Annotated in this window: 38 protein-coding genes; all 38 read right to left on the reverse strand. The window is 36.4% G+C overall.

Going from position 1 to position 21309, the window contains the following annotated elements:
- The 38 genes from AC4GZ8_RS20875 to AC4GZ8_RS21060 all read right to left on the reverse strand — a co-directional run bounded on the left by AC4GZ8_RS20875 (nucleotide 1) and on the right by AC4GZ8_RS21060 (nucleotide 21254).
- Nucleotides 1-624: a Gp15 family bacteriophage protein gene (locus AC4GZ8_RS20875; RefSeq protein WP_491083840.1), complete on the reverse strand. Its 624-nt coding sequence runs from the start codon at nucleotides 622-624 to the stop codon at nucleotides 1-3.
- A gap of 9 nt (nucleotides 625-633) precedes the next feature.
- Nucleotides 634-1017, reverse strand: coding sequence for a hypothetical protein (locus tag AC4GZ8_RS20880; protein WP_491083841.1), 384 nt, complete (start codon nucleotides 1015-1017; stop codon nucleotides 634-636).
- Between the two features lie 60 nt (nucleotides 1018-1077).
- Nucleotides 1078-1530, reverse strand: coding sequence for a phage tail tube protein (locus AC4GZ8_RS20885; protein ID WP_141231564.1), 453 nt, complete (start codon nucleotides 1528-1530; stop codon nucleotides 1078-1080).
- Complete coding sequence (locus tag AC4GZ8_RS20890; RefSeq protein ID WP_491083842.1) at nucleotides 1531-1929, reverse strand: minor capsid protein; 399 nt, start codon at nucleotides 1927-1929, stop codon at nucleotides 1531-1533.
- A gap of 14 nt (nucleotides 1930-1943) precedes the next feature.
- Nucleotides 1944-2312, reverse strand: a complete 369-nt coding sequence (locus AC4GZ8_RS20895; protein WP_095302355.1) for a minor capsid protein — start codon at nucleotides 2310-2312, stop codon at nucleotides 1944-1946.
- Nucleotides 2313-2654 (reverse strand): putative minor capsid protein, encoded by a 342-nt coding sequence (locus tag AC4GZ8_RS20900; RefSeq protein ID WP_491083843.1) that lies wholly within the window; start codon nucleotides 2652-2654, stop codon nucleotides 2313-2315. It lies immediately after the preceding gene.
- A complete protein-coding gene (locus AC4GZ8_RS20905) occupies nucleotides 2644-3027 on the reverse strand; it encodes a head-tail connector protein (protein WP_491083844.1) in 384 nt (127 codons plus the stop codon). The genes AC4GZ8_RS20900 and AC4GZ8_RS20905 overlap by 11 nt, the downstream gene beginning before the upstream one ends.
- 2 nt (nucleotides 3028-3029) lie before the next feature.
- A complete protein-coding gene (locus AC4GZ8_RS20910) occupies nucleotides 3030-3338 on the reverse strand; it encodes a hypothetical protein (protein WP_095302352.1) in 309 nt (102 codons plus the stop codon).
- Nucleotides 3339-3355: 17 nt separating this feature from the next.
- Nucleotides 3356-4336, reverse strand: a complete 981-nt coding sequence (locus AC4GZ8_RS20915) for a major capsid protein (RefSeq protein WP_491083845.1) — start codon at nucleotides 4334-4336, stop codon at nucleotides 3356-3358.
- 23 nt (nucleotides 4337-4359) lie between these two features.
- The gene (locus AC4GZ8_RS20920; RefSeq protein ID WP_491083846.1) at nucleotides 4360-4956 is read right to left on the reverse strand and encodes a phage scaffolding protein; all 597 of its coding nucleotides are present in this window, start codon (nucleotides 4954-4956) and stop codon (nucleotides 4360-4362) included.
- 100 nt (nucleotides 4957-5056) lie between these two features.
- Nucleotides 5057-5206, reverse strand: coding sequence for a hypothetical protein (locus AC4GZ8_RS20925; RefSeq protein WP_491083847.1), 150 nt, complete (start codon nucleotides 5204-5206; stop codon nucleotides 5057-5059).
- Nucleotides 5206-6309 (reverse strand): phage minor capsid protein, encoded by a 1104-nt coding sequence (locus AC4GZ8_RS20930; protein ID WP_491083848.1) that lies wholly within the window; start codon nucleotides 6307-6309, stop codon nucleotides 5206-5208. Before AC4GZ8_RS20930 ends, AC4GZ8_RS20925 begins: the two co-directional genes overlap by 1 nt.
- Complete coding sequence (locus tag AC4GZ8_RS20935; RefSeq protein ID WP_491083849.1) at nucleotides 6309-6596, reverse strand: hypothetical protein; 288 nt, start codon at nucleotides 6594-6596, stop codon at nucleotides 6309-6311. Before AC4GZ8_RS20935 ends, AC4GZ8_RS20930 begins: the two co-directional genes overlap by 1 nt.
- The gene (locus tag AC4GZ8_RS20940) at nucleotides 6596-8101 is read right to left on the reverse strand and encodes a phage portal protein (protein WP_491083850.1); all 1506 of its coding nucleotides are present in this window, start codon (nucleotides 8099-8101) and stop codon (nucleotides 6596-6598) included. The genes AC4GZ8_RS20935 and AC4GZ8_RS20940 overlap by 1 nt, the downstream gene beginning before the upstream one ends.
- An 18-nt stretch (nucleotides 8102-8119) precedes the next feature.
- Entirely contained in the window at nucleotides 8120-8323 is a 204-nt protein-coding gene (locus AC4GZ8_RS20945; RefSeq protein ID WP_095302346.1) for a hypothetical protein, read from the reverse strand.
- A gap of 14 nt (nucleotides 8324-8337) precedes the next feature.
- Nucleotides 8338-9612 (reverse strand): PBSX family phage terminase large subunit, encoded by a 1275-nt coding sequence (locus AC4GZ8_RS20950; protein ID WP_491083851.1) that lies wholly within the window; start codon nucleotides 9610-9612, stop codon nucleotides 8338-8340.
- Nucleotides 9605-10408 carry a phage terminase small subunit gene (gene terS / locus AC4GZ8_RS20955; protein WP_491083852.1) on the reverse strand — a complete coding sequence of 268 codons (804 nt, stop codon included), beginning with the start codon at nucleotides 10406-10408 and terminating at the stop codon, nucleotides 9605-9607. Before terS ends, AC4GZ8_RS20950 begins: the two co-directional genes overlap by 8 nt.
- Nucleotides 10409-10481: 73 nt before the next feature.
- Nucleotides 10482-10718, reverse strand: coding sequence for a hypothetical protein (locus AC4GZ8_RS20960; protein WP_491083853.1), 237 nt, complete (start codon nucleotides 10716-10718; stop codon nucleotides 10482-10484).
- A 374-nt stretch (nucleotides 10719-11092) separates the two neighbouring features.
- Nucleotides 11093-11551, reverse strand: coding sequence for a helix-turn-helix transcriptional regulator (locus AC4GZ8_RS20965; protein ID WP_491083854.1), 459 nt, complete (start codon nucleotides 11549-11551; stop codon nucleotides 11093-11095).
- A 108-nt stretch (nucleotides 11552-11659) separates the two neighbouring features.
- The gene (locus AC4GZ8_RS20970) at nucleotides 11660-11782 is read right to left on the reverse strand and encodes a hypothetical protein (protein WP_491083855.1); all 123 of its coding nucleotides are present in this window, start codon (nucleotides 11780-11782) and stop codon (nucleotides 11660-11662) included.
- A gap of 63 nt (nucleotides 11783-11845) precedes the next feature.
- The gene (locus tag AC4GZ8_RS20975) at nucleotides 11846-12049 is read right to left on the reverse strand and encodes a hypothetical protein (protein WP_491083856.1); all 204 of its coding nucleotides are present in this window, start codon (nucleotides 12047-12049) and stop codon (nucleotides 11846-11848) included.
- Nucleotides 12050-12281: 232 nt separating this feature from the next.
- Nucleotides 12282-12464 carry a DUF3954 domain-containing protein gene (locus tag AC4GZ8_RS20980; protein ID WP_491083857.1) on the reverse strand — a complete coding sequence of 61 codons (183 nt, stop codon included), beginning with the start codon at nucleotides 12462-12464 and terminating at the stop codon, nucleotides 12282-12284.
- Between the two features lie 121 nt (nucleotides 12465-12585).
- Nucleotides 12586-12984, reverse strand: a complete 399-nt coding sequence (locus AC4GZ8_RS20985; RefSeq protein ID WP_491083858.1) for a hypothetical protein — start codon at nucleotides 12982-12984, stop codon at nucleotides 12586-12588.
- 39 nt (nucleotides 12985-13023) lie between these two features.
- Nucleotides 13024-13275: a hypothetical protein gene (locus AC4GZ8_RS20990; RefSeq protein WP_491083859.1), complete on the reverse strand. Its 252-nt coding sequence runs from the start codon at nucleotides 13273-13275 to the stop codon at nucleotides 13024-13026.
- A gap of 34 nt (nucleotides 13276-13309) precedes the next feature.
- A complete protein-coding gene (locus tag AC4GZ8_RS20995) occupies nucleotides 13310-13762 on the reverse strand; it encodes a hypothetical protein (RefSeq protein WP_491083860.1) in 453 nt (150 codons plus the stop codon).
- Nucleotides 13763-13879: 117 nt separating this feature from the next.
- Nucleotides 13880-14320 (reverse strand): DUF1064 domain-containing protein, encoded by a 441-nt coding sequence (locus tag AC4GZ8_RS21000; protein ID WP_491083861.1) that lies wholly within the window; start codon nucleotides 14318-14320, stop codon nucleotides 13880-13882.
- On the reverse strand, nucleotides 14310-14459 hold the full coding sequence (locus AC4GZ8_RS21005) for a DUF6011 domain-containing protein (protein WP_491083862.1): 150 nt from the start codon (nucleotides 14457-14459) through the stop codon (nucleotides 14310-14312). The genes AC4GZ8_RS21000 and AC4GZ8_RS21005 overlap by 11 nt, the downstream gene beginning before the upstream one ends.
- Before the next feature lie 11 nt (nucleotides 14460-14470).
- Nucleotides 14471-14650, reverse strand: a complete 180-nt coding sequence (locus AC4GZ8_RS21010; protein ID WP_491083863.1) for a hypothetical protein — start codon at nucleotides 14648-14650, stop codon at nucleotides 14471-14473.
- A gap of 22 nt (nucleotides 14651-14672) precedes the next feature.
- Nucleotides 14673-15479 carry a DNA adenine methylase gene (locus tag AC4GZ8_RS21015; protein ID WP_491083864.1) on the reverse strand — a complete coding sequence of 269 codons (807 nt, stop codon included), beginning with the start codon at nucleotides 15477-15479 and terminating at the stop codon, nucleotides 14673-14675.
- A 3-nt stretch (nucleotides 15480-15482) separates the two neighbouring features.
- The gene (locus AC4GZ8_RS21020) at nucleotides 15483-15713 is read right to left on the reverse strand and encodes a hypothetical protein (RefSeq protein ID WP_491083865.1); all 231 of its coding nucleotides are present in this window, start codon (nucleotides 15711-15713) and stop codon (nucleotides 15483-15485) included.
- Complete coding sequence (locus tag AC4GZ8_RS21025) at nucleotides 15710-15910, reverse strand: Fur-regulated basic protein FbpA (RefSeq protein ID WP_491083866.1); 201 nt, start codon at nucleotides 15908-15910, stop codon at nucleotides 15710-15712. Before AC4GZ8_RS21025 ends, AC4GZ8_RS21020 begins: the two co-directional genes overlap by 4 nt.
- A 4-nt stretch (nucleotides 15911-15914) precedes the next feature.
- A complete protein-coding gene (locus AC4GZ8_RS21030) occupies nucleotides 15915-16883 on the reverse strand; it encodes a Lin1244/Lin1753 domain-containing protein (RefSeq protein ID WP_491083867.1) in 969 nt (322 codons plus the stop codon).
- Nucleotides 16884-16908: 25 nt separating this feature from the next.
- Nucleotides 16909-17085 carry a hypothetical protein gene (locus AC4GZ8_RS21035; protein WP_491083868.1) on the reverse strand — a complete coding sequence of 59 codons (177 nt, stop codon included), beginning with the start codon at nucleotides 17083-17085 and terminating at the stop codon, nucleotides 16909-16911.
- The gene (locus tag AC4GZ8_RS21040; RefSeq protein ID WP_491083869.1) at nucleotides 17072-17776 is read right to left on the reverse strand and encodes an MBL fold metallo-hydrolase; all 705 of its coding nucleotides are present in this window, start codon (nucleotides 17774-17776) and stop codon (nucleotides 17072-17074) included. The genes AC4GZ8_RS21035 and AC4GZ8_RS21040 overlap by 14 nt, the downstream gene beginning before the upstream one ends.
- Nucleotides 17773-18660: a recombinase RecT gene (locus AC4GZ8_RS21045; RefSeq protein WP_491083870.1), complete on the reverse strand. Its 888-nt coding sequence runs from the start codon at nucleotides 18658-18660 to the stop codon at nucleotides 17773-17775. The genes AC4GZ8_RS21040 and AC4GZ8_RS21045 overlap by 4 nt, the downstream gene beginning before the upstream one ends.
- Nucleotides 18660-20627 carry a hypothetical protein gene (locus tag AC4GZ8_RS21050; protein WP_491083871.1) on the reverse strand — a complete coding sequence of 656 codons (1968 nt, stop codon included), beginning with the start codon at nucleotides 20625-20627 and terminating at the stop codon, nucleotides 18660-18662. Before AC4GZ8_RS21050 ends, AC4GZ8_RS21045 begins: the two co-directional genes overlap by 1 nt.
- Complete coding sequence (locus AC4GZ8_RS21055) at nucleotides 20614-20790, reverse strand: YjzJ family protein (protein ID WP_491083872.1); 177 nt, start codon at nucleotides 20788-20790, stop codon at nucleotides 20614-20616. The genes AC4GZ8_RS21050 and AC4GZ8_RS21055 overlap by 14 nt, the downstream gene beginning before the upstream one ends.
- A 281-nt stretch (nucleotides 20791-21071) precedes the next feature.
- Nucleotides 21072-21254, reverse strand: a complete 183-nt coding sequence (locus tag AC4GZ8_RS21060; RefSeq protein WP_491083873.1) for a hypothetical protein — start codon at nucleotides 21252-21254, stop codon at nucleotides 21072-21074.
- Between the last annotated feature and the right edge of the window lie 55 nt (nucleotides 21255-21309).

Below are 21309 nucleotides of genomic sequence, written 5' to 3' on the forward strand. Positions count from 1 at the left end.
TCACCTTCCTCCCTTAAAGGTTGCACTCAGACTACTTAATACATTGTTCATATTGCTTTGAATTTCTTCTTCTGAAGCGACAGGAAGTGCATATATCTGTTTCAATTTAATGATTCTGTCTCGTTCATCTTTGTTGAATTTTGTAGGAGGAGGTATTTTTTGACCTCTAATACCAATAACCTCTTTAAATTTCGTATCATCCTTTAGAGAACTTAATAGAGCCAAGAATTTTTCCCATCTTAAAACACCTTGCATTTCAAACAGATCAATCTTGTAATCTTGCAAAAATGAAGCATATATATATTCGGCGTCATGTTCAAAATCAAACAAGGGTTTTCCTTGACCTTGAGACTTATTATCATCATTTATTTCTTTCTCTTTCTCAGGTTCTAAGAAATGGTCAAAAATCGTTTTCACAATCGTATTTTTATCTTCAAATGTAACGTCATGTTCATCGTGATTAACAATGAACATTTCCCACATGATGCTTACACGCTGATAATTATTGAAGTTAGGATCGCTTTTTAATTCATAAGCCCTTAACACAATGTCAAAGGCTAAATTCATAAAAAATTTATTACCTTTGTATTCTATTTCGTTGTCATATCTGTCTGTTAGCTTCATAGAGCATCATTACTTACCAGTGTAATATGCTTTGTTTTTCTCATTAATTTTGTCAAAGCGATTTCTTACATTTTCCATCAACTGACGTAATACATCTGATAAAACTACTGTAGATTTCCCACAAACCTCATATACTTCATCAAATGAACCATCACCTAGCAATAAGTTAATCACTTCTTCAAATAACTCTTTTGTTTTTTCATTGATTTTAATAGCTTCATCAGGTGAAGTTGATGCAGCATCTATTTTTTCTAATTCTTTGATTTCTTTTTGAAATTTCGCATAAGTTGTTAAATGTTGCTTCATTTTTTCATCTGTCATTTCGATACGGTAAATTTTATCGGCGATTTCTACCTCTTCGTATGCTTTTTGTACCTCGATTTTAATAGCCATTAATTATTCCTCCTCTAAAATAAAAGAGCCGCATGAAAGCGACTCTCCAAAATAATAGTATTAAGATCCTGTTGGTGCTTCTGCTGGCGCTTCTGTTAATGAAGGTAGTCCGTTGAAATGTATTTCAAAACTCATTTCTCCTTTTGTTCCTGCATCACCAGAAGGCGGTGTGATATTAGCAATCGTACAATCACCTTCGATTTTATCCCCATTAGGTTCCGTAATAACAAAATTAGTTCTCCGGCTATTTCCTAACTGTAGCAATTTACCAAATATAAAGTCTTGTGCTGCATCTCCATATTTACGGTGCCCACTGAATGTTAAAACAAGCTGTGCGCCTGTTACGTCAGTTTCTCCATATCCATTACCGTCAAGATACTTCGTTTGGTCTAATTCTTCATTGTTACCTTGTTCAACATTCATAATCCCTGCTGCTAATAATGCTAAAGTACCTGGGGTTGTTCCAGGTGTTGTATTGATTTCAAATTTATAAGCATTCATTAATGGAAACATCTAATTACCTCCGATCTCTATTTCAGCGTTAAAAATTGCTGAGTAAATAACGTAATTTGTTTCAGTTTTCTCCACAAAACTTGGTGAAGAATAACACTCACATTTGGACATAAAAAAACTGCCGTTAGCGCTTGAAATAGCACCGCTTGGCAGTCCGTCTAGTTTTATAAAAATCTCATTAATTATATTTCTTAATGTGATGGTTTTATCATGTTTAACAAGGATTTGAAATTGAAAATTGAACGTTTTTTCAGTATTCATGTATCGATTAACAATAGAAGACGGTGTTTCACGAATAGCCACTGAATTATCAGGATTAAGGATAGGTGAAACAACTGGTAAACCATTCAGATTTACGTTGTTTTTCAGATATGATGTGATTTGAGCAATGATATCCATTTATTCACCTACCTTCAACCAAAATACTTATCGTATGATTTTTGCGCTACATCTACCCAATTATTTTTATTAACTGCCTTAGCTGCTTCGAACCAAAGCCCTTGTGCGTTCGGGTTTTTGTCCTTGCTAAAATTATATTGAGGATTGTAATATAGCCTTCTTGCATAAGGTGTATTCCATTCTATATGGCCTTGTCCTAATCGGCTGTGAAGTAAAGAACTTGCTTTTAGACCACCAGCATATCCTAAGTCTTCAGGTGCAAAGTAATTACTATCTTTTAATACCTGGTTATCCAGTGCAAATTGTGCTTCTTTATTTGCTACCTGTTGTCTTCTGATAATTTCGTCGATATCAAGGTTCGCATTAACAGTTATTCTTAACATTTAAACCAACCCAATTTCATAGTGATGTAGCTTGAATGCATGAACAGGATTAACCTTCTCGACAACCATTGTTTTCCCATCGAAATCAATCTCGGATTTCTCAGTAAATTCAAAAGCATCGCTACTATTTGAATTAACAACGTCATAAAACAACATAGCTTCATACTTTAATTCTTCTGAATTAGTATTCTTACTAATGTTTGAAAGGTATTGCACTCTCACATTAGAAAGAGTGATAGCATCACCAAATCCATCTTCGGTTGTAATGCCATCCCCCTCCTGAAAAGGTCTATATTGGACTGTATCAGTCAAAATATGAAGTGGAATAGGTTTAACAATCAAGAACACTCACGCCCCTATACAGAAGCCCTGTTGGACGAAGGTAATCAAATGTCATTGGCGACATAGTTTGTTGTTCATTACCTTCTCCTTTTTGATAGCTAAAATTCCCGATATTAACAGACGAAGGAGAACCACCATGTACAGATGTTTCTCCCCCTTGCATAACCATATATTCAACCTGTGCAGCAGTGGCTTTCTTCACCTGGTCCTGAATAAACTGAGCGAATTGAGTAAAATCGACACCATGAAGGACGTATGAAGTATTAATATCGATTAGATCGGATGCTCGAACAACTAATCTATCAAATTGTTCTTGCGAAATAGCTGTGCCCTTAAACTCATCAGTGTAATAGGTGTAATCGATGTATGGCATGGTTACTCACTCTTTTCGGTTGCTGCTTTTAACTTTTCGATCAAAACATCTTTGTTATCATCAGACTTGTATTCAACTTTTAACTCATCAAGTATTGCTTTTATTTCATCTTTTGTTTTCTTAGTTAAATCTGTTTCATTTGGTAAGCTAACTGGTGATTGTTTTTCCTTTTCTTCCTCAATTACTTCATATCCTTTATTTTTAAACCAATCAATTAACCATGGATCTTCTGTTTTAGCTTCACCTTTTACAAATGAAAGGGAAGCACTAACCCCCGTATATTGAGGGTTAGGACTTTTGATAATAGGCATCTATAAGACTCCCTTCATTATTGAACTTTGATATTGCGTAATACGCCAGCTTTACGAGTAGCTTTGAGAGCTACAGCTGCTACCATCTCAACCTCACCTTTTTTAACTGCTCCAGGTGAATTGAAATCAGGTAAATAGTTACGAATTATTCCATTCCCAGTAGGAGAAACACCATGGAAGCCATCCATTCCAAGGGATACCGCATAAAGGTCAGTTAGACCTGTTTGAGCAGTTTCTACAGTACGTGCTTCAATTGGAACAACAGGTACCGTTGCACCACCATCATAGAAATAGCCAAGGTCAACAAGTGGAATCCCATCATATCCGTCAACCTTGCGTCCAAATGCATCCTCTGAGCTTGTTTTATAACCAGCACGGCGAGCGATAGATTTAATCTTTGTAATTAGCTTGCTGTTACCCATTAACATAGTCGGACGACCATCTAATTCAGCTAAGAAATTATCTAATTCATCAAGAAAAGAAAATTTATTACTTTCTAGACCCGATTCATTTGAAAGGTCAATGACAGCTCCTGTGTTTAATTCAGTGCTTGAACCAGTAAGTGCTTTATCTAATCCATCAAAAGCATTTGCATTTACTGCGGAATCACCATTAATAACTGTGTGATGGAATAGATTACGAGCTCCAAGGATTTTTTGACGCAATTGAAAATCCGCTTCGTTAATCTGGCCAGAAGTATCTTGAATTACACGATCAATTTCATAAGCTCCACCGAAAATCTTTAGTTGAACACTTAAGTTTTCTCGGTCAGCTTCATTTGCTGTGTACTCGCTATTAAGTGCACGAAATCCGGCAGTTGAAGGAGTTTTCAAACGTGTATATCCGTATGTTAATGTTGAACCCCCAGTACCTGGTGAAACTGCATTATCAAAAGTTAATGCATCTAAAAGTAATGAACTACGTCGAAACTCGTCAATAACCATTTGATCTACGTGGTCAGCCATTCCTACTTTTGCTTGTTCTAATGTGATCGGCATATATAATCATCTCCTAATTAAAATTATTGATTATTTGTTGAAAATCTTTGTGCTAATGCATCCGCAAGAGAAGTAGGTGCATTACCACCTTGATGATGTTGGTGTTGTCCAGTGGTAAATTTAACTCCTGATTGCTGTTGTTGCTCCTGTTGTTGGTCAGCATCAAATAAATAAGAATCACTTTCCTTAAGCTTATTTAGTTGCTCCTCTAATCCAAGTAACTTGTCACCATCTAGCTTGATAGCTTCCTTGTTTAAAAGAGCTTCCACAGCTTTAGGATTCTTAGCTTTTGCACCAGTTAAAGCATCCTTTAGAGCAAAATCAAAGGATTGTTGCTGGATTTGCTTTTCATAATCATCTTTAATTTTTTTGTTGTCATCTTGAAGTTGCTTGATTGTATTCTGCAAATCCTCATTGCCAGCAGCCTTAGTTTTTAAATCTTCCAACTGTGTATCACGGTCTTGCAATTGGTTCTTTAAATCCTTTAATGAATCATTTAAATCATTAAATTTTTGCTTAGGAATCCAATTCCCATTGGAGATAATATCAATCTTGTTGTCTCCTACTTTCTCCATGACTTGTTTATATAAGTCCTCACCTAATAACTCTTTTAATGGCATCTATAATCGCTCCTCTTTAGTTTTTTTGACGTGTAACCCTCCACGCTAAGGAATACGCCTCTTTAGGGTCTAGCCTTTAAAAAGACCAAAATAAAAAGCCTTACTTGAAATATGTAGGCTCTTTCGGTTTCTTCAATTCTTGTAATTCCTGTGCTAATTGATTCAAGTGGTACATCATCTCACGGAGTAAATTATCTTGTTCAGCGACTTTATTTTTCAATTTGTCATGTTCTTTTTTTGAGATAAACATTAATACACCTGCTCTCTTGGTCTGTTTCTTGTTCTTCCAGTAGCTACAATGAAGTCCCTCATATCAGCTTGTCTATCTCTAACCTTTTTACGAGCTGCTTTAATACCAACATCATCGCCCATAGTTTGCATCATGTGGAGCTCTCGCTTAGATTCACGAATACGTCTTTCGAGCAATCTTTGTTGTTGGCTCAGTTCATACTCTTTACTGTTCTCAGCTTCGTTATATGGCTTGTAGGTGCGTTTTGAAAGACCTTCAACATACGGATATTTCACATGACCACAGTTAACACCAAAAAGCCCTGCCGGTTCACCGTAGGACGTCTCACTAAGTGCTTGATATTTAGGGTGTTTTCCACTTCTAGAATAGATTCGACCTTGATAAGGTGCACATCCAGGACGAGCGCCCAGATGTGAAGAAACTTCGATTAAATCAACACCATAGTCATCCATTCGAGCATCTTGCATATCATTTGCAACATTGTTTACTGTGGACCTCATAACAGCATTTAAGTATGCTTCAGTAGACCATCGCTTCCCAGCTTTATCGATTAAAGCAGGAACACCTTTATTTGCCCATTTACTAGCAGTCTCTCTAAGAGCTTCCTGTGGCGTTTGAGTTCCAGCTAATACTTTCCCTACTGTTTGATTGACAATGTCTAAATAGACTTGCTGAGACTGTTGAAGCATAGTTGTATTTATCAGATTAAAAGTGTCGAGTGCTTGTTCTTGATAGATTGATAGGACATTTTGTAATGCCTGGCTAGATTCAATACTTGGTGGAGCAATCAGCAACCCCATCACAACAGCTGTTTGAAGGTCTTTCTCATCTTCCTCAATAGCACTATATCCTGCCTGTTCTAATGCCTTTGCTACTTCATCAACAGCCAATCCGGAATACTTTGCAATAGCAATGATATTTTGTTGAGTCAGTTCTCCAAGCATAGCTAGTTGCTCCGTTTGCCAAGAAACAATATTATATTCCGTCAGCAAAGAACGATGATTCTTTAACTGTTTCGCAATATTGATAAGCAGCTGTTCTTCAATAGCAAGGAAAACCTCGACAGTTGGCATTGCTAGTTGTTGTTGTTTGAGCGGATCCATTAATCCTCAACTACTTCATAAGTCTTTTCGAATATGTCAGGGTCGCAAGGATAAAACTCTCCATTTACCCCTTTTATGATGTAATCACCTTCAGAAATAGTCATAGCTCCCTCTAAAGTTGCAATGTAATACCTTTTATCATGAACAGTTTTTCCGAACCAAAGTTCACTTAAACTAGCCTTGTCCGAAACTGGATAATTCATATATTTTTCCGGATTAATTGCATATTCTTCTTCGAAAAATTGAACAGCTTCAATCACAACTGGTTTTTTACGATATTTAGGCATTATTTCTCATCCTCCTTTTTCTTTGTATTACGATTCATCCCAAAGAAATCAATACTCTCAGTCAGTGCAGTAGCTTGCTCAGCTTGAATTTCTTTCAATAAGGTTTCTGCCTCTTTCTCAGTTAGTCCATGTATTTTCATAATGGCTCTAACCTTGCTATTAAGACCATTTGTAACCAACTGAATTTGCTTAGCTATCTCAGCTGACTGGTCCTCAGCAATCGAATCATCAAAAGCAACAGTAACCTCATATTCCCCAGGACGGGGGAAAACATTGAAAGTATCTGCAATTTCAACAATCGCATCCACTAGTTCTTGAATAGCTGCTTCAACATTCGTTTCATGATCCTGCTTAGTACGGAATGTTTCACTATTCTCTGAAACTACCTCAGTAGCGGTTTTTACACCAGCGCCATCAAAGGTAAATGTTCCTGCATTGAAGCCTATTTGCATTGCAAAGATATTTAGAAAAGCGTTAATAGCTGCAATATGCTCTTCAACTCTTAATTCAACAGAAATATCATGAACTCTTTCACCTTCTAAGCCATCCCCAAGGTTCATTGCTTCATATACTTCATCATCAGCATCAAAATAACGGTGCCTTTGACCCGTTTCTGGATCAACCACCGTTTTGATTGCAGATTGAGGAACAATAATACGCTTCTTCCCGAGGATAAACTCTCTCTGGAAGCTATCGTAAGCTATATCCAATGATTTAAGCGTATCTAGTGCATTTGCATAGATTGAAATACCTAACGGTGAATTAGTGTCAAAGTTATTTGCTATATTTGGTTTAAAATAAACGAAAATTGTCTTCTCAATCGAATGGAAAATTACCTCTTCTTCCAATCCATCAAAGTGAATATCAAGTGACACTTTCACACCAATCTCGTTATCGTTCTTGCTCTCATATAGCTCATTTCGGACGATATAATTATTATCCTCCCAAACATGCCACTCAAGATGTGTATATCGTTTAGCGCCTTTTCTGAACGTGCTTACGAATACTCCCTCAGTTATCCGGAAGTTGTCCCACGCTAATGGAATAAAACAATCAGCCGTTGTGTATGAGACCTTAATTTGTTCATCCTCATAATAGGCTTTCATAACCATGCCACCAAGAGCAAAACCATACTCTAGATATCTTCTAAACTCACGATTGAATTTGTTTTTATCAAGAATGTCTTTAATATTCTTTTCAAGAGTTGAATCAGATATATTAATCTCACATTTCTCGTTAAAAATTAAAGTGGCCATCTTTTGAACAGCTACTTTCGCCATTCGCATCGATGCTCGTTTACGTTTTTTCTTCCCGTTAACAGTCATATAAGAGATGTCATGCCATTCTTCAAAGTATCCAGCGTAAATTGCTTTCCACTTGTCGATTAACTCATACATCTCATCGTTAACAGGTATTTCTTTCTTGTCGGTGAGTTTCTGGACACCTTTGATAAGCTTCAATTTGTACATCACCGCCTTTACTTTCTGGATTAGGCTTTTAAACATTTAATCACCGCCTTATTATTACCTTTCTAGTGGTGCTTCTTTTGTTTTAAGTATATAGCCTTCTGAATTTGCATCTAAAACCGTTACATAAAACGAATCACCAATATCTAAAAGAAAGGCTACAAGTTTCTTTTTGTCACCTTTTATATAAACTTCTACACGCTCACCATCAGTGTATTTTGGTCTTAATTCAATTTTGTAATATACATCAGAATGTTTCATTAAATTCTCTCCCCTTACACTACATATCGTTTATAGAAATAGTTCACACTGTACCGGAATTCATCAAGCGCATGGTTAAAATCATCAATGGGCTTTCCACTCTCATCGCGGCAATACATCCCTATTTCTTTGAGAAAGTTGTAGTGGTCATATTTATCACACTCAATTAAAAAGAATTGATTATTAGTAATGGCATTCTGTGAACGCTCAATACCAACCTCAATTCCTTTTGCACTGCTCTTTATATCTTTGGAATTATTATCTGCGCCTGTTGTCTGGATGCCAATTAGGTGTAATTCTTCTCGTAATGACCTACATGCAGGATCGACAAAAAACTCTGTAAAACGCATCTGAAATTTATCAGTACACCATCTTACAAACTCTTTAATCTCCCTCGCATAAGTTGACATCGCCTTTACTTGTCCGGTGTCTTTACCACTGTGATAGTAGTTAGCTACACGATTTAACCTAAACTTTCCTTCATACCTGGTCACGATGTTGCAGCTAACACTCGTTGCATCTGATTGACCACCATCGGCTACAAAGTACATTTCATAAGGTTGTCCAATAAGAGTTGGTCTTTCATGCTTATCCATATCAAACATGGAGTAAATGACACCCTCAGGCATTACACGTTGTCCTAACCAGTCACGTGCATATAAGTATGGATTCTTACTTAATACATCGTGAATTTCCTTCTTTCTTTGGTCGGTTAAGATCGGATTATCATTTGGTGTCCAGTGAGTCCATCGAGTATTCTGAACATCGAACACTTCCTTAATAACAGGATGATGCGGAGCTGGTGGGTTAAGGTCTGCTAAATGGTATCGGTCTAATGCAGCAAAGGTACGTCTAAAGCATTCCTGAATCATGTCCATATGTAGCAAATTAATCTCACAAAATACTACACTACCAAGCGACATACCTGTTATTGCACCGACACTATTGCTTTTTCCTCCACCCTTGTAATAAATTTTCTTCACACCTGTTGGAGTGTGTAATTCCATGTGTGAGCCGTGCTCATCATGCTTCATATCATATAAACCATCGAAAATATGCATTAACCCTGTTCCATCACCATCGATAAATAATCGATATGCTTGCTCTTGGTTATAAGCAGTAATCAAGTGATTTGTATCACGACATGCTGCATAATAATCAGCCATACGAAAATGACCAGCTGTTGTCTTCCCAGAACGTGGTGTTCCTTCCAGTACATCAAATGTGTAATCAAAAGGTCTATAAATGGTTTCTAGTTGTTTGGGACTGAAAACAATATTTTTAGCCATCTTTCTCACGTTCTTTCATCATCTGTTCATATTGCTTACGACCTTCAACAAGAGCATCAAGCATAGATGTATCTTTCTTAGCCCCACGAAGTTTATCAGCACGCATTCGAGCAAAGTCAGTTTCTGCTTTTGTCTTCTCGAAAATAAGTTGCATTTGTTCAAGCTTAAGTCTGCGCTCATCTTCTTCATGAGCTAAGTCGTTGAATTGTTTTATAAGACTTCTCAATTCACCCATTGCCCTGGACTGAGCATTTAAGAAGGTTGCGTGTCTATCCCAAGCGAATTGGAACTCAAATTCCTCTTCTGTTACTTGTTGCTCATACCCTCCACCTTGGTCTTTAGGCTTCTCATAGTATTCATATTTAGCTTTCTTAAGTTCCTTAATCATTTCATCCTTACCAGTAACAAACATAATCTGTTGAGCTCGAATAATAGCTGCATATTGGATTTGTATCTGATCCCATATTAGATCTGCAGCTGTTCTCTCTTGCATAGATTCCATGATTTCTAATGTTTCAGGTGGAAGAAATTTAGAAAAGAAACCGTGAGTAACAGCGTTTTGATTTCCCTTAGGTGCTCCACCTTCATTGCCTTTTGCATTAATATTCCCTTTAGGTGCGCCCCTCTTTTTTGTGTGCACACTTTTTTCTTTGGGTGCACCCCTATCACGATTCCATCCATATCGCTTTTTCCACGACTTAACCGTGTTAATTGAAACCTCGTATTTTTCGGCAATATCTTTGTATTTCATGCCTTTGACATAATCTTTTTCAGCTAAGACATATTTTTCAGCCATGCTACATCACCTGCCACCTCCGAGTGTTTGAGTTGTTTTGGAATATAAAAAAGCACCCCGAAGGATGCTTTAGTTAAAAATTCAAGTTTGTAAATGCACTTGTCATAGATTTTAAATCTTCTTGTTTCTGTGTTTCAGTCTCAATTTTGATGTAATTTACATTATCTAAGTTGATAATTTGGTTATCTTTTTTAAGCCATTTGTCTGCTTGCTTTAGAGCAATGGAGAAATCATAACTTGCATCGTTCTCCTCTTCGATTTCAATCTTATCGCCATTATTCATGTGAAATGCAATATAAAACTTTTCCAATATTTTCACCCCCCTTTTGTCCATTATAAGGAAAAAGGAGGAAATTGCATACAACATAAACCATCAACATATATTTTTAAATAAAGGGGGAACTAGGAGGTGATCTGTTGATACTCTTCTTGATTTTTTTCATAATTATACAAATAAAGAATGGCCCGTATATAGAGATAAATATATACCGCTAATACTGGCCCAGTTTTTATTACCCCGGACGGATTTTCAGTGTGACGTCTCGGGGTCCTTAATAAATATATATTAAATTTATTTATAAAAATGCTTAAAGTAGAAAAATTCGCTTATATAAAAACCTAAGGTTTGCAAAACGAGGATAAAAGAGGTTAGTGTAACTCAACCGCGCCGACCTCCCTCCCATTTTAGCAAGCAGATTTTTGATTTTGCAATTTTGTTTCGTTTGTACCATTTGTAACATTTGGAACATAATTGACTAATTTATCGATTATACTTTCTCTTAATCGGCTTATATGTGAATGAGATAGTCCCATGTGCATGGCAATCCAACGATAGCTTTTCCCCTCTAATAGCCAATGTAACACCTCGGATTCACGGTCATTATCGATAACATGTAATCTATCTTGAATAATTGATATCTTAGCCTTGTACCTATTTATTACTTTATACCTTTTTTCCCGTCTTACAATTTCACGGTAAATCGGATCGCCTGTTATTCCCTGCGCTTTTGGCATTCCAGCTGCATCGCCATATTGAGCTGTTAAACCTTCTCCTGCATCCTTCATGGAATCATTCAAAATTTTAATTGAGTTAATCATCCAGTGATAATCTTTCAATATATTTTCAATGTCTTTTCTATTCATTTATAAGCTCCACCTTTCCCCCGATGTAAAATCTGTCTATTCATCCCCATTAAGTCGCGCAATTCACGTTGGGAAAGCTTTTCAGAATATCTCTTATTTGGCTTCCGTTTAACTGGCTTGCATTTCCTTTGCTCTTTCACCTGCATATGGTTCTTCTTCCATTGCTTCAATTGCTCTTGAAATGATTTCTGCATACCCTTGTCCCCTTCCAAGTAAAATAAAAAAGGGCACAAATCACCACCGCGAATTACTCGCATGAATGAAATGTGCCCTCGGTTTTTCCGATAAGCTTATTTAATTATTAAACGTTACATTTGATAGCCTAACTTCTTTTAGTTCATCATTCATCTTCACTACTGCTATTGGGTAAGCAATTACTCCCCCACGATGACCTCCTACCATAGGGGAAGGATCTATGACATTTGAATACTGAAAAACTCCAATAAATTCTGCTTCAACGAATTCAGTTTTTATTTTCACGTAACAATCTTTATCCAATTTATTCAACTCCTTTAAGGATTTTTGTTCAAACTACGAATTGAAATTGTAGCAAAAATCACAAATATTGAAATCAATCATCGGGTGCGGTGGAGCTTTTGGTGATACAAGACAATCTACGCAAAACAGTTCTTTGCAAGCCACACACTCGCCCAAATCTTTAAAGTCTTTTTCCCCTTCACAATTGGAACAATACACTATTAAACACTCCTTTCTTAATGTGGATTTTTCGTCAAAACCTAAAATCTATCTCCAATTTTCCATGACACGGCTTGCCACCTTGCCAGCTAATAATCTGCTTACCATAACCATCTTTAGGAGTAGGGACTTCTTGAATTTCTCCGTCTTTCACGATGTATGTTGCGTTTTTCATTAGGTCAATTTCAACGGCCATTTTATCAACGTTTATTTTCATCCAAGCACCCCTGTGATAAAATTTACTTTTTATGAAACTTATAGGATTCAAGTGCGTATATACTATTATCCAAAACATTCATATCTACCTTAAAAGTCAGGTTGCCGCCTGACTTTTTTCTTTAATTCAAAACATCACTAACCTTTTGAAATATCCAATCAGTATCAACATCTTCGATTGGTGGCATTTCACCTAATCGTTCAAAAACTGTCTTTTTCATTTCTGAAAGCATCCCAGAAAAGTCGGATTGCTTATCAATTGTTCGTTTAATCGATTCACCAACTGTATATAGGAACTTGATTGTGTCCTCTTTTGTTGATGTGATTAGGTGGATTGTTATATCTAGTGGAATATTGAATAACTTGCAACCCGTAGTTACTTCAGATATGTTAATTACTTTTTTTAATGGAATAGCACAAAATCTATATTTCCCCACCTTAATTTCGTGACCAACTACAGGAACCCACTCTTCAAGTGCTAAATAAAATCGCTGTGATTGTTCATTAACTGTAATGTCCATTTCACTTCTCCTTCCTTCATTTTTTATTCGAAATACGCACTAAATACTGAATCCTGTTTTTCTACTCCACCATTCAGCACCCAAAACATTAAATGCAAAATAAGATAAATCTAAATATCCTTCTTCATCTGTCATTTGTTTATAATCAGTATCTGTCATTCCCATTTCCCTTAGTGCTTCAACCTTTTTATCTGTTTCTTTTGTTACTACATATTCAACTTCACCACCTGCAACAGAATAATCAGCAACAGGCATACTATTAATAATTTTCAATTTATCAACAACACTCATTTTATTCCCTCCATTCCTTGATTCGCATTTTTCGTCAAAACAACACCAGTTGTCCGTTTTCCGTACATCGAAATTCAATTTCCTCAACAATCGGATCGCTTTTCTGTGCTTCCGGTACGACTTCCTCAAAATCAGTAAACCAATCTATCGGAAAACAACCTTTAAATTGAGTTAAAGCTTTATCAAAATAGATATTGCAGTGTGTATTCTTTGGTTTGATGTAATATTCAATAAGCTCCAGTCCGGGATAACCTTCCTTACGATACATGTGAGCAAAATAAACCTTTTCTCTATCCAGTTCAGGCATTGCAACATCCTCTTTTTCAATCACCTTGAAATATTTAGCCTGAAAGCAACCAGTATGAGCTCCTTCATTAGGAAATTTAGAAACATAATAGTGTTCCGTTCCATTTGGGAAGAGATAATATTGTTCTCCTTCTGTTAACACCACTGTATTTTCTGTACCGATGCATATACCTTGTAACATCAGCTCACCTTCTTCCAACCAGCACGTAATCTGCTATTCAAATCGTGCTTTTGCAAAGGTTCATAAAGGTAAACAGCTTGTCCATCTTCAAAACGAAAGAGTAAGTACCATTTGCGCTTACGTTTTCGGTTTGCCAATTTTCCTCGCCCTCGCTTTCTTTCGCGGTTTCGCCTTTAATTTCTTTAGCTCTTCTAAGTCCATCCATTTGCCTAATTTCTCTTCAAAAGTGATTAGGGATAGATTATAAGGGTAAAGCTTTTCAAACAGCTTACGCTTAATTTTGAAAGCCTCAGTCTCTACTCCTTTGACATCGATTACCTCAATGGATCCATCTAAGTTAGTAATCTCGAAATCTGCGACATATTCAATCTTACGGAATGACTTACCGTTCTTTTTGAAAGCTTCCTGCAGCAAGTATCTTGGTTGAAGCTTGAATGATTTAATTTGTTTAGCCTGTTTGAGCCATTTCAATTGCTGATAGTATTTTTCTTCGGCTTTACTATCAAATTTGTGGCCATCAGCATACACGACTTTATTTCCGTACTTTTTAGCTTGCATTGTTCTTCAAATCCATTTTCAATTGATTTTCGTCAGCATTGTCCTTCAGTTTTTCAAGCTTTCTTTCACAAACAGGACCAATACCCCTCTCGATGCTTTTCTTGCTCTTTAATGGGCGATTACAAACTGGACAGTTCATTCAATTCCCTCCTAAAACCATCTATGTGAATCTGTTTGAATATCAATTTCGCGAAATGAAGCAAGCACCAACTCATATTTCAGTTCCTCGTAGTTGCAATCTGTGATGCTTGTCCCACTTTGCGTTGTAGTCACACCCAGCCGTCTCAACTCATCCAAAACAAAGTTTCTTTTTGCTTGCTCATTTGTCATTAGGCCGTTGCCTCCCTTTATTTCAAAATAGCGATTGTTGCTTATAACCAAACTCTGCAGCATTAGGATTAATCCAGAGAACCTCTTGTCGCTTAGCTCCACCTTCAGCTGATACACTCTTTGTTTCCCTGTACCAATCTTTCAATCTCTTATCGTATAAAGGATGAGCATATCCTGAAAGAAGAACGGGTCCTGGATGATTATCTAATACTTCCAGTAATTCAATATGATCGTCTAAAGTCATTTCATGTTTATAGTGACGTTTTGTTCTAGTTTCAATGATGTAAGGAGGATCTGCATAAATCAAAACTCTTTCTCTTTTATACCGTTCAATTAACTTAACTGCAGGCTGATGTTCGATTTGTGCTTCCTTTAATCTATTAGCGACCAGTAAAATTTTATTCGGAAGCTTTCCCCATTCTTTTGCAGTATTTGGACCGTTAAAGTTAATTAAACTTCTCCATCCTGTTCTGTCACTTGTTTTTGCTCCTATAGCTTGCCAACAACGTACTAAGAACCTTCTAGCATCTTCTAAATCATTACCTGTTTGTCCCTCATAGGATGAATAATATTCCTCTCTAGAAAATGGAGTCCATTCAATTCTTTCTGCTAATTCAAATGGGTGATCTCTAATAACCCTAAAAAGATTAACAACATTACTATCTAAATCATTTATAGTTTCAATCCCTGAAGGTTTCTTGTTAAAAAAGATTGCTCCGGATCCAAAGAAAGGTTCTAAATATGTTTCATGGTCAGGCATTTTGCTAATTATCCAATCTGTCATACTCCACTTACTACCTGGATAATGCAATATTCTTGGTATGGTCATTTATCACGCACCCTCCCTCGTCATTTTGACCATAAATAAATCAAGTTCCTGTGTACCAACAAATTTACGCTTATTACCCGAATAACCATCCATTACGTAATCAAATTGTTTAGATGATGTCTTGATTGTTCGAATAGGAGTTGCACAAACATATCCGCGTTTTTCTAATTCTTGTACTCTTTTGACCAACTTTAATTTATTCCAATCCTTGAGAATAACGCTGCCGCCTTTCATGCTCCTTCATCCTTTGACATTTCTTTGCCAAATTGAGCTTTAACAGAGATATGTATCTGCTCTAATTCAGTTAAGGTTAATTCGTATAACTGTTTATTGTCAGGAGTTTTAAAGTATCCGTAACGCAAAAGCTCGTTCTTTAAATAATCCTTTCGTTGTTCAACTGCTTGCGATAGCTTAGTAGCTTGTGTGTTCATATATTCACCCACTTTTCTGTTCTTTATAGTTTTTTATACGTCCAAACAGCTTTGCTTTTTCTGCTTCGAATGCAGCAATTTCTTCTGGTGTATAGTTTCTTTTTTGAGGTTGTTCGCTTTCCTTACCCATCCATTCAGGTTTTTGTTCAGTACGAATTACTTTTGCGAATCTTGAAGACTGATTCCCTATTGGCTTATTTTCAAGATTAATGGCATCTGTAACACTCTTAACCCCGTTCTTACGCCAAAAATTCAGTTTATTAAATACAAACCGCCAGGTTCTACCATTTCCACGAGCTGATATTGTTATTGCTTCCAGAATTACTTTTTGCGGTTCAGTAAAACCAAAGTTTTGAATAATGTCGTCTAGATCATCACTAAGGGTTTTATTTAATCCACCTGGAGAAACAATTTGATTATCAATTAACGACTGAATAATTTCAGGTGTGCCGTCATCATCTTTTAATTTAAATAATTTACTTTCTTTTTCTTTTATTTCTTTTACTTTCTTTTCTTTTATGGCATTGCCTTCGCATTGCGTTTGCATTGCACCTGCATTGCTAGTGCTTTGCTTTTTTTCTTCGTTAGCAGAAGCCTTGTCTTTACTGGATTTTTTCCAACGAGCTTCAGCTGCCTTCCTTGCCTTTTCTGACTTTTCACTTTTAAATTCCATCCTTCTTAAAAGTGACTCAGACCAAAAATATTCTCCGTCTGAATGCAACAATTTGAACTCGTTTATGCAATCTGATACAAAGCTCTGCATTGCATCTGCGTTGCATTGCGTTTGCATTGCTAATGCATTCCACACGTATTTTGTGATTTCAATTTTGTGATTTTCTTGCTCACGTAACATCTCAATAATGATCCAGTACCAACCATATCCCTCAGATCCATATACACTTCTCATTGATAGTATTTTTGGGTCATGCCTCGCATTGCTGTCGTGTGAAAAGTAATATGCTTCTTTGGACATATCACCTCGCCTCCTCTTTCGTGCCCTATTTCTTTTTACAGATTGCTTTCATACCTTTGATTGATACAAGCTCCAAATGTGGGAAATAAAGCTTTATATACCCATGAACTAAGCTAGTGAAATACTCTTTTTTATTAGGAGCATCTTTCGCTAAATAATAGTGTTCTAGTAAAATATCAACTTCAACTTTATCCTGGGACATGAACAACCTTCCCTGTTAATTGTTGTATTTCTCTCTTAAATAGTTCAGCATTGCTATTTGAATCACTTAAATGGAGCAACCAGATTTCTTGTACCTTTGAGAGGTCATTTACCCTCAGAAACTCTTTGAAGTTTTCTAGGCTAAAATGAGACCGTAGAAGACGTTTCTTCATTACTTGTGGTACCTTTCCACTCATAATGTTTTCATTGAGTATTTCTAAAGAGTAATTACACTCAACTAAAAGGTGTGTAATGCCTTTGAACTTGTATTTGATGTAATAGGTATCAGTTGCGAATAAAAGCTTCTCACCGTCTTTATTAGCTAGCAAAAACCCTAAGGGTTCAGATACATCATGTTGAACATCGAAAGGTAATATGGTCCATGTGCCAATTTTGAACTGTTGTTTTGCTTGAATCTTTTTAATCCGATGATGCTGCACGTTTATAGCTTCAGCTGTACCCTTTGACATGTAACAATCAATGCCTGATTTCAGGACATCTTTAATTGATTTGCAATGATCACGATGCTCATGGGTTACTAAGCAAGCAGCAATGTCAGACATTTGAAAATCCAGACCTTCTTGAATCTCCCGATAGTTGATGCCGCATTCCAGTAGAAGGGGAGTATGACCGTCTGTAACACGGTAACAATTCCCCTTTGAACTAGATGCAAGTGCTGTTACCTCAATCAAAATCCTGGACCGCCCTGGTCAAAATCAAAAGCACTTTGTTTTTGTGGTGGTTCCTCATTTCTAATCTGTTCAGGTTCGTCTTGAACTTCACTGTATTCGATATCAATAATCTCTGAATTAGCATTTTCCTCAATTTGTTGCTGTACCTCTGTTTCAGGAGTCACATCCACACGTTCATTTTCGTACTCATTTTCAGTTGATTTATTAATTGCTTCTACAAGTAGATCGCTATCATCACTTGTATTAATAAAGGCTTTGGCAGCTCGATTTATAACTGTACGTTTAGCCATTTCTTGGGGGAAATTTTTGTGCACCCTTTGTGAAGTCTTACTTTGACCCCACGCTGCGTCAATTTCTTTTCTCGTCATAACCGTTAGCAATTCTTCATCATCTATTGTTTTTACAACTGCATATGCACCTAAAATTTCGTTATCCCGATTCAAGAAATTCGTTTCGTGTTTAAGCAACTTTTCTCTACCACCAACAATTTCATAATCGAACACATCACCTTCAAAAATTACGTTTGCCCAAATATCCTTTACATTGGTTAATCTTTTAAGTACTGCTTGAGTACCAAAATAAGAACGATTAAGTTGTAACTGATTGCCGTACACAATGAAATAGCACTGCGTCTTAGCTGGGCTCAACCCTTGGACAACCATATCTAGTAAAGAGTTAGCAATTGATTCCCTTGTACAAACTTCTAATGCGGGTTTACCACTCTTGTCTTTTACCTCACGCAATTTAAAGAACGCACTTTTTAGAGCATTACTTGCGTTGTAGTTTGCAGGAAGTTGCAATCCTTCATCTTGCAATCTTCCTAAACTACGATTTACGTCATCCGTTATATCTTTTTGGATTATTGCCACTTGTTTAGTACTCATCAGATTGCCTCCCTATTTAATTGTCTTGGATATTCCACTCTAAGCTTCTTATCAGCTTCCGAAACTATTAAGCTAATAACCTGTGACTCAATATCTATTAACTGTGTAACAGCCTCACTGTTATCAACAAAGATTGGAGCTGATACACCGTAGTGTTCAGAAAGTGTATTTATAATATCTAGGCCGACATTGATACGTGCTGCATTATTTAAGCCACCAGAGTAAGGAACACCGTTGAATGTTGTTTCGCATATTTCTTCAAGACCACCATTAATGTTAGTTTTGAAAAGATTGAAACGAGCATATTTGAATTTAGAATTGATTTTCTCCTCGAGTAGATTTACCTTTGTACGGATAAACTCTTCTGTAAGGAATAACTGTTGTTCGATGTCCTCAAATTCCTTAGCAAGTTCTTTCTCTTGGTTCTGTAGTTCCATCACACGTTTTTCAACTAATTGAACATGGGCAAATTTTGCTTTCTCTTGCTCAAGCTTTGCAATTTCTGCTTTATAGCCATGGATGGCTTGCTTAACTGATTCAGCTGCAGTAAAAGTAGATTTTTTTAATTCTTCAATAGATTGTTTAATAGTATCAATTTGCTTTTGTTTTGCTTGGTATTCAGGTGATTGAGTAACATCAGTAACAGTTGATTTAATTTCCTCAATCTCCTCTTGAATTGATTGAACGATTTTCTCTTGCTCAGTGATATCTTTATCATGCATCTCTAAAGCAACTTCTTGAGATACGATCTCTTCTTTAACATGTTCTAATTCCTCAGCTAGCTGTTTACCTTCTTGCTGAATCTTTTCTAACTTCTCTGCCTTTTCTAGATTGAAACGGCTAATGGATTCTTCAATTTGTTCTGCTGGTAAGTCTTGTCCGCATGTAGGGCAAGAAGTTTGATGATGTTCGAAAGTTTCCTCATTTACGCTAAACCAATGAGCCCTAAGGTTTTTAATTGCTGTTTCTTTGGCACTAGCTTGCATTCGAAATGACTCAAGTTCACGCTCATTTATCTTTCTGTTATGTTTTAAAGAATCTAATTGGCTCTTAGCTTCATATAGAAGTGTTTGCTTTTCGTTAGTTTTACTGAAATTAGCTTGTTGATGGTCATTCTTTATATCCATTAACTCCATTTCAGCTTCACGTAATTGCTTTTGTTTTTCAGTTACTTCTGATCCGTTTTGAATACGAAGTAATTCTTGTTCTTTACCATCAACTTGGCTTTTAAAGAATGTAATCTCTTCATGAATTTCTTGTTCATCGAGTTCAGAAATGTCCGGTACCGTTCTTTGAACCTCATCGATTCTGACAGGAATGCGATCTAATTCTTTATTAATTTCTGAACGCTTAGCAGCAATCATTTTTCTATGTTCTTCGATGCTTCTATTTCCTAGAATACTTGGAAGCTTTGCCAATTTTGTGTTACTAGAAATTACTTCTTCATCTGTAATATCGCCACATATATCTAAAAGAATTTCACGACGTTTTTGCCAATGTAATTGTTCATTGAAGTAAGATGGTGACGTTAAAAGTTTGAAAATATCCTCTTCAACAATCGATGCAACTTTATCAGTAAACTCCTTCTTCTTAGCTGGTACTCCATTAATGTAATAGTTTGTAGTATGTCCACTAAATTCTGCTTGGGCAGCTCCGCGTTTCTTTGTCCATTTTTCGGCGAATACTTTACGAAGAGAAAGTTCTGTTCCATCAATTAGAAAAACTCCTTCTACTTCATGTTCTAAGCCTTTTAAACTCCTTCCATTACTTAACGTCTTAATTTGGAAATCTTTACGATTTTGACTATCCTTATCAAACAAAAGCCAGATAAATCCATCGAATAGCGTTGTCTTGCCAGTCGCATTATCACCATAGACTTTTACATTTTCAGCTTGTAAATCCAGAGTAAAATCACGGACTCCTTTAAAATTTTCGAGAACTAGTTTTACCAACTTAATTTGGCGCATGCAATTTCCCCTCTTTCTTTAATTTTCCTAACTCTACATACAAGTTGAATTGTTCCTTAGATTTGAATTGGAACACCGGTAACCCACTTGCCTTGATTGTGATCTGTCCTCCTGCAAGTGCCAAACGACGTTGGTCTGCTTGATTAAAAGGGACTTCAATCATTTTCCTTCAACCTCCATTTGAATTTTTTAGAGGGATCCATTAAAATAAATGTAAGTTTTCATATTCAATGAATCCCAAAAGCTCACTCTACCCAGTGGGCTTTTTTGATGCTTATTCGCATCATCACAGCCAGGAATATAAACTCGGGGGACAGTAAGTTACTCTATATTCCTAACTGTGATGACAAGAACAAGAGTTCTTGCCTTTAAATGTTATAGAATGATATAATGTTATTAATCGAATGGGTTTTGATTAGGCAGTTGTGGTACGAACACAACTGTTTATTTTTTTGTATCTGCGATAATGTCTAAAACCCACTTGGCAGCTAACCTATAGGCTTGTTCTTTTCCGAGGAAGAATCCTTGAAGATTTACATCATTGTATTTTTTAATGTTTTCCGAGGCATCCTCAGCAAGGTCTTTAAATGTTCCAACTAAATTTTTTAATGAATCTTCTAAATTCATTTCTTCTCACCTGACTTTTTTCTATCGAATGAACCAATCATTACACCCAATGAGC

Source organism: Metabacillus sp. RB-C-LZQ-3-1 (assembly GCF_058315175.1).

Bases quoted from the DNA above. Each gene is read 5' to 3' on its own strand.
- AC4GZ8_RS21025 (WP_491083866.1), bottom strand. From the start codon at position 15,910: ATGAACACACAAGCTACTAAGCTATCGCAAGCAGTTGAACAACGAAAG.
- AC4GZ8_RS20925 (WP_491083847.1), bottom strand. From the start codon at position 5,206: ATGTTTATCTCAAAAAAAGAACATGACAAATTGAAAAATAAAGTCGCT.
- AC4GZ8_RS21030 (WP_491083867.1), bottom strand. From the start codon at position 16,883: ATGTCCAAAGAAGCATATTACTTTTCACACGACAGCAATGCGAGGCAT.
- AC4GZ8_RS20885 (WP_141231564.1), bottom strand. From the start codon at position 1,530: ATGTTTCCATTAATGAATGCTTATAAATTTGAAATCAATACAACACCT.
- AC4GZ8_RS21055 (WP_491083872.1), bottom strand. From the start codon at position 20,790: ATGATTGAAGTCCCTTTTAATCAAGCAGACCAACGTCGTTTGGCACTT.
- terS (WP_491083852.1), bottom strand. From the start codon at position 10,408: ATGGCTGAAAAATATGTCTTAGCTGAAAAAGATTATGTCAAAGGCATG.
- AC4GZ8_RS21060 (WP_491083873.1), bottom strand. From the start codon at position 21,254: ATGAATTTAGAAGATTCATTAAAAAATTTAGTTGGAACATTTAAAGAC.
- AC4GZ8_RS20875 (WP_491083840.1), bottom strand. From the start codon at position 624: ATGAAGCTAACAGACAGATATGACAACGAAATAGAATACAAAGGTAAT.
- AC4GZ8_RS20915 (WP_491083845.1), bottom strand. From the start codon at position 4,336: ATGCCGATCACATTAGAACAAGCAAAAGTAGGAATGGCTGACCACGTA.
- AC4GZ8_RS20880 (WP_491083841.1), bottom strand. From the start codon at position 1,017: ATGGCTATTAAAATCGAGGTACAAAAAGCATACGAAGAGGTAGAAATC.
- AC4GZ8_RS20935 (WP_491083849.1), bottom strand. From the start codon at position 6,596: ATGCCTAAATATCGTAAAAAACCAGTTGTGATTGAAGCTGTTCAATTT.
- AC4GZ8_RS20905 (WP_491083844.1), bottom strand. From the start codon at position 3,027: ATGCCATACATCGATTACACCTATTACACTGATGAGTTTAAGGGCACA.
- AC4GZ8_RS20950 (WP_491083851.1), bottom strand. From the start codon at position 9,612: ATGGCTAAAAATATTGTTTTCAGTCCCAAACAACTAGAAACCATTTAT.
- AC4GZ8_RS20910 (WP_095302352.1), bottom strand. From the start codon at position 3,338: ATGCCTATTATCAAAAGTCCTAACCCTCAATATACGGGGGTTAGTGCT.
- AC4GZ8_RS20980 (WP_491083857.1), bottom strand. From the start codon at position 12,464: ATGAAAATAAACGTTGATAAAATGGCCGTTGAAATTGACCTAATGAAA.
- AC4GZ8_RS21015 (WP_491083864.1), bottom strand. From the start codon at position 15,479: ATGACCATACCAAGAATATTGCATTATCCAGGTAGTAAGTGGAGTATG.
- AC4GZ8_RS20930 (WP_491083848.1), bottom strand. From the start codon at position 6,309: ATGGATCCGCTCAAACAACAACAACTAGCAATGCCAACTGTCGAGGTT.
- AC4GZ8_RS20965 (WP_491083854.1), bottom strand. From the start codon at position 11,551: ATGAATAGAAAAGACATTGAAAATATATTGAAAGATTATCACTGGATG.
- AC4GZ8_RS20945 (WP_095302346.1), bottom strand. From the start codon at position 8,323: ATGAAACATTCTGATGTATATTACAAAATTGAATTAAGACCAAAATAC.
- AC4GZ8_RS20920 (WP_491083846.1), bottom strand. From the start codon at position 4,956: ATGCCATTAAAAGAGTTATTAGGTGAGGACTTATATAAACAAGTCATG.
- AC4GZ8_RS21020 (WP_491083865.1), bottom strand. From the start codon at position 15,713: ATGAAAGGCGGCAGCGTTATTCTCAAGGATTGGAATAAATTAAAGTTG.
- AC4GZ8_RS21050 (WP_491083871.1), bottom strand. From the start codon at position 20,627: ATGCGCCAAATTAAGTTGGTAAAACTAGTTCTCGAAAATTTTAAAGGA.
- AC4GZ8_RS20940 (WP_491083850.1), bottom strand. From the start codon at position 8,101: ATGTTTAAAAGCCTAATCCAGAAAGTAAAGGCGGTGATGTACAAATTG.
- AC4GZ8_RS20990 (WP_491083859.1), bottom strand. From the start codon at position 13,275: ATGAGTGTTGTTGATAAATTGAAAATTATTAATAGTATGCCTGTTGCT.
- AC4GZ8_RS20995 (WP_491083860.1), bottom strand. From the start codon at position 13,762: ATGTTACAAGGTATATGCATCGGTACAGAAAATACAGTGGTGTTAACA.
- AC4GZ8_RS20895 (WP_095302355.1), bottom strand. From the start codon at position 2,312: ATGTTAAGAATAACTGTTAATGCGAACCTTGATATCGACGAAATTATC.
- AC4GZ8_RS21010 (WP_491083863.1), bottom strand. From the start codon at position 14,650: ATGACAAATGAGCAAGCAAAAAGAAACTTTGTTTTGGATGAGTTGAGA.
- AC4GZ8_RS21035 (WP_491083868.1), bottom strand. From the start codon at position 17,085: ATGTCCCAGGATAAAGTTGAAGTTGATATTTTACTAGAACACTATTAT.
- AC4GZ8_RS21045 (WP_491083870.1), bottom strand. From the start codon at position 18,660: ATGAGTACTAAACAAGTGGCAATAATCCAAAAAGATATAACGGATGAC.
- AC4GZ8_RS21000 (WP_491083861.1), bottom strand. From the start codon at position 14,320: ATGCAAGCTAAAAAGTACGGAAATAAAGTCGTGTATGCTGATGGCCAC.
- AC4GZ8_RS20985 (WP_491083858.1), bottom strand. From the start codon at position 12,984: ATGGACATTACAGTTAATGAACAATCACAGCGATTTTATTTAGCACTT.
- AC4GZ8_RS21005 (WP_491083862.1), bottom strand. From the start codon at position 14,459: ATGAACTGTCCAGTTTGTAATCGCCCATTAAAGAGCAAGAAAAGCATC.
- AC4GZ8_RS20890 (WP_491083842.1), bottom strand. From the start codon at position 1,929: ATGGATATCATTGCTCAAATCACATCATATCTGAAAAACAACGTAAAT.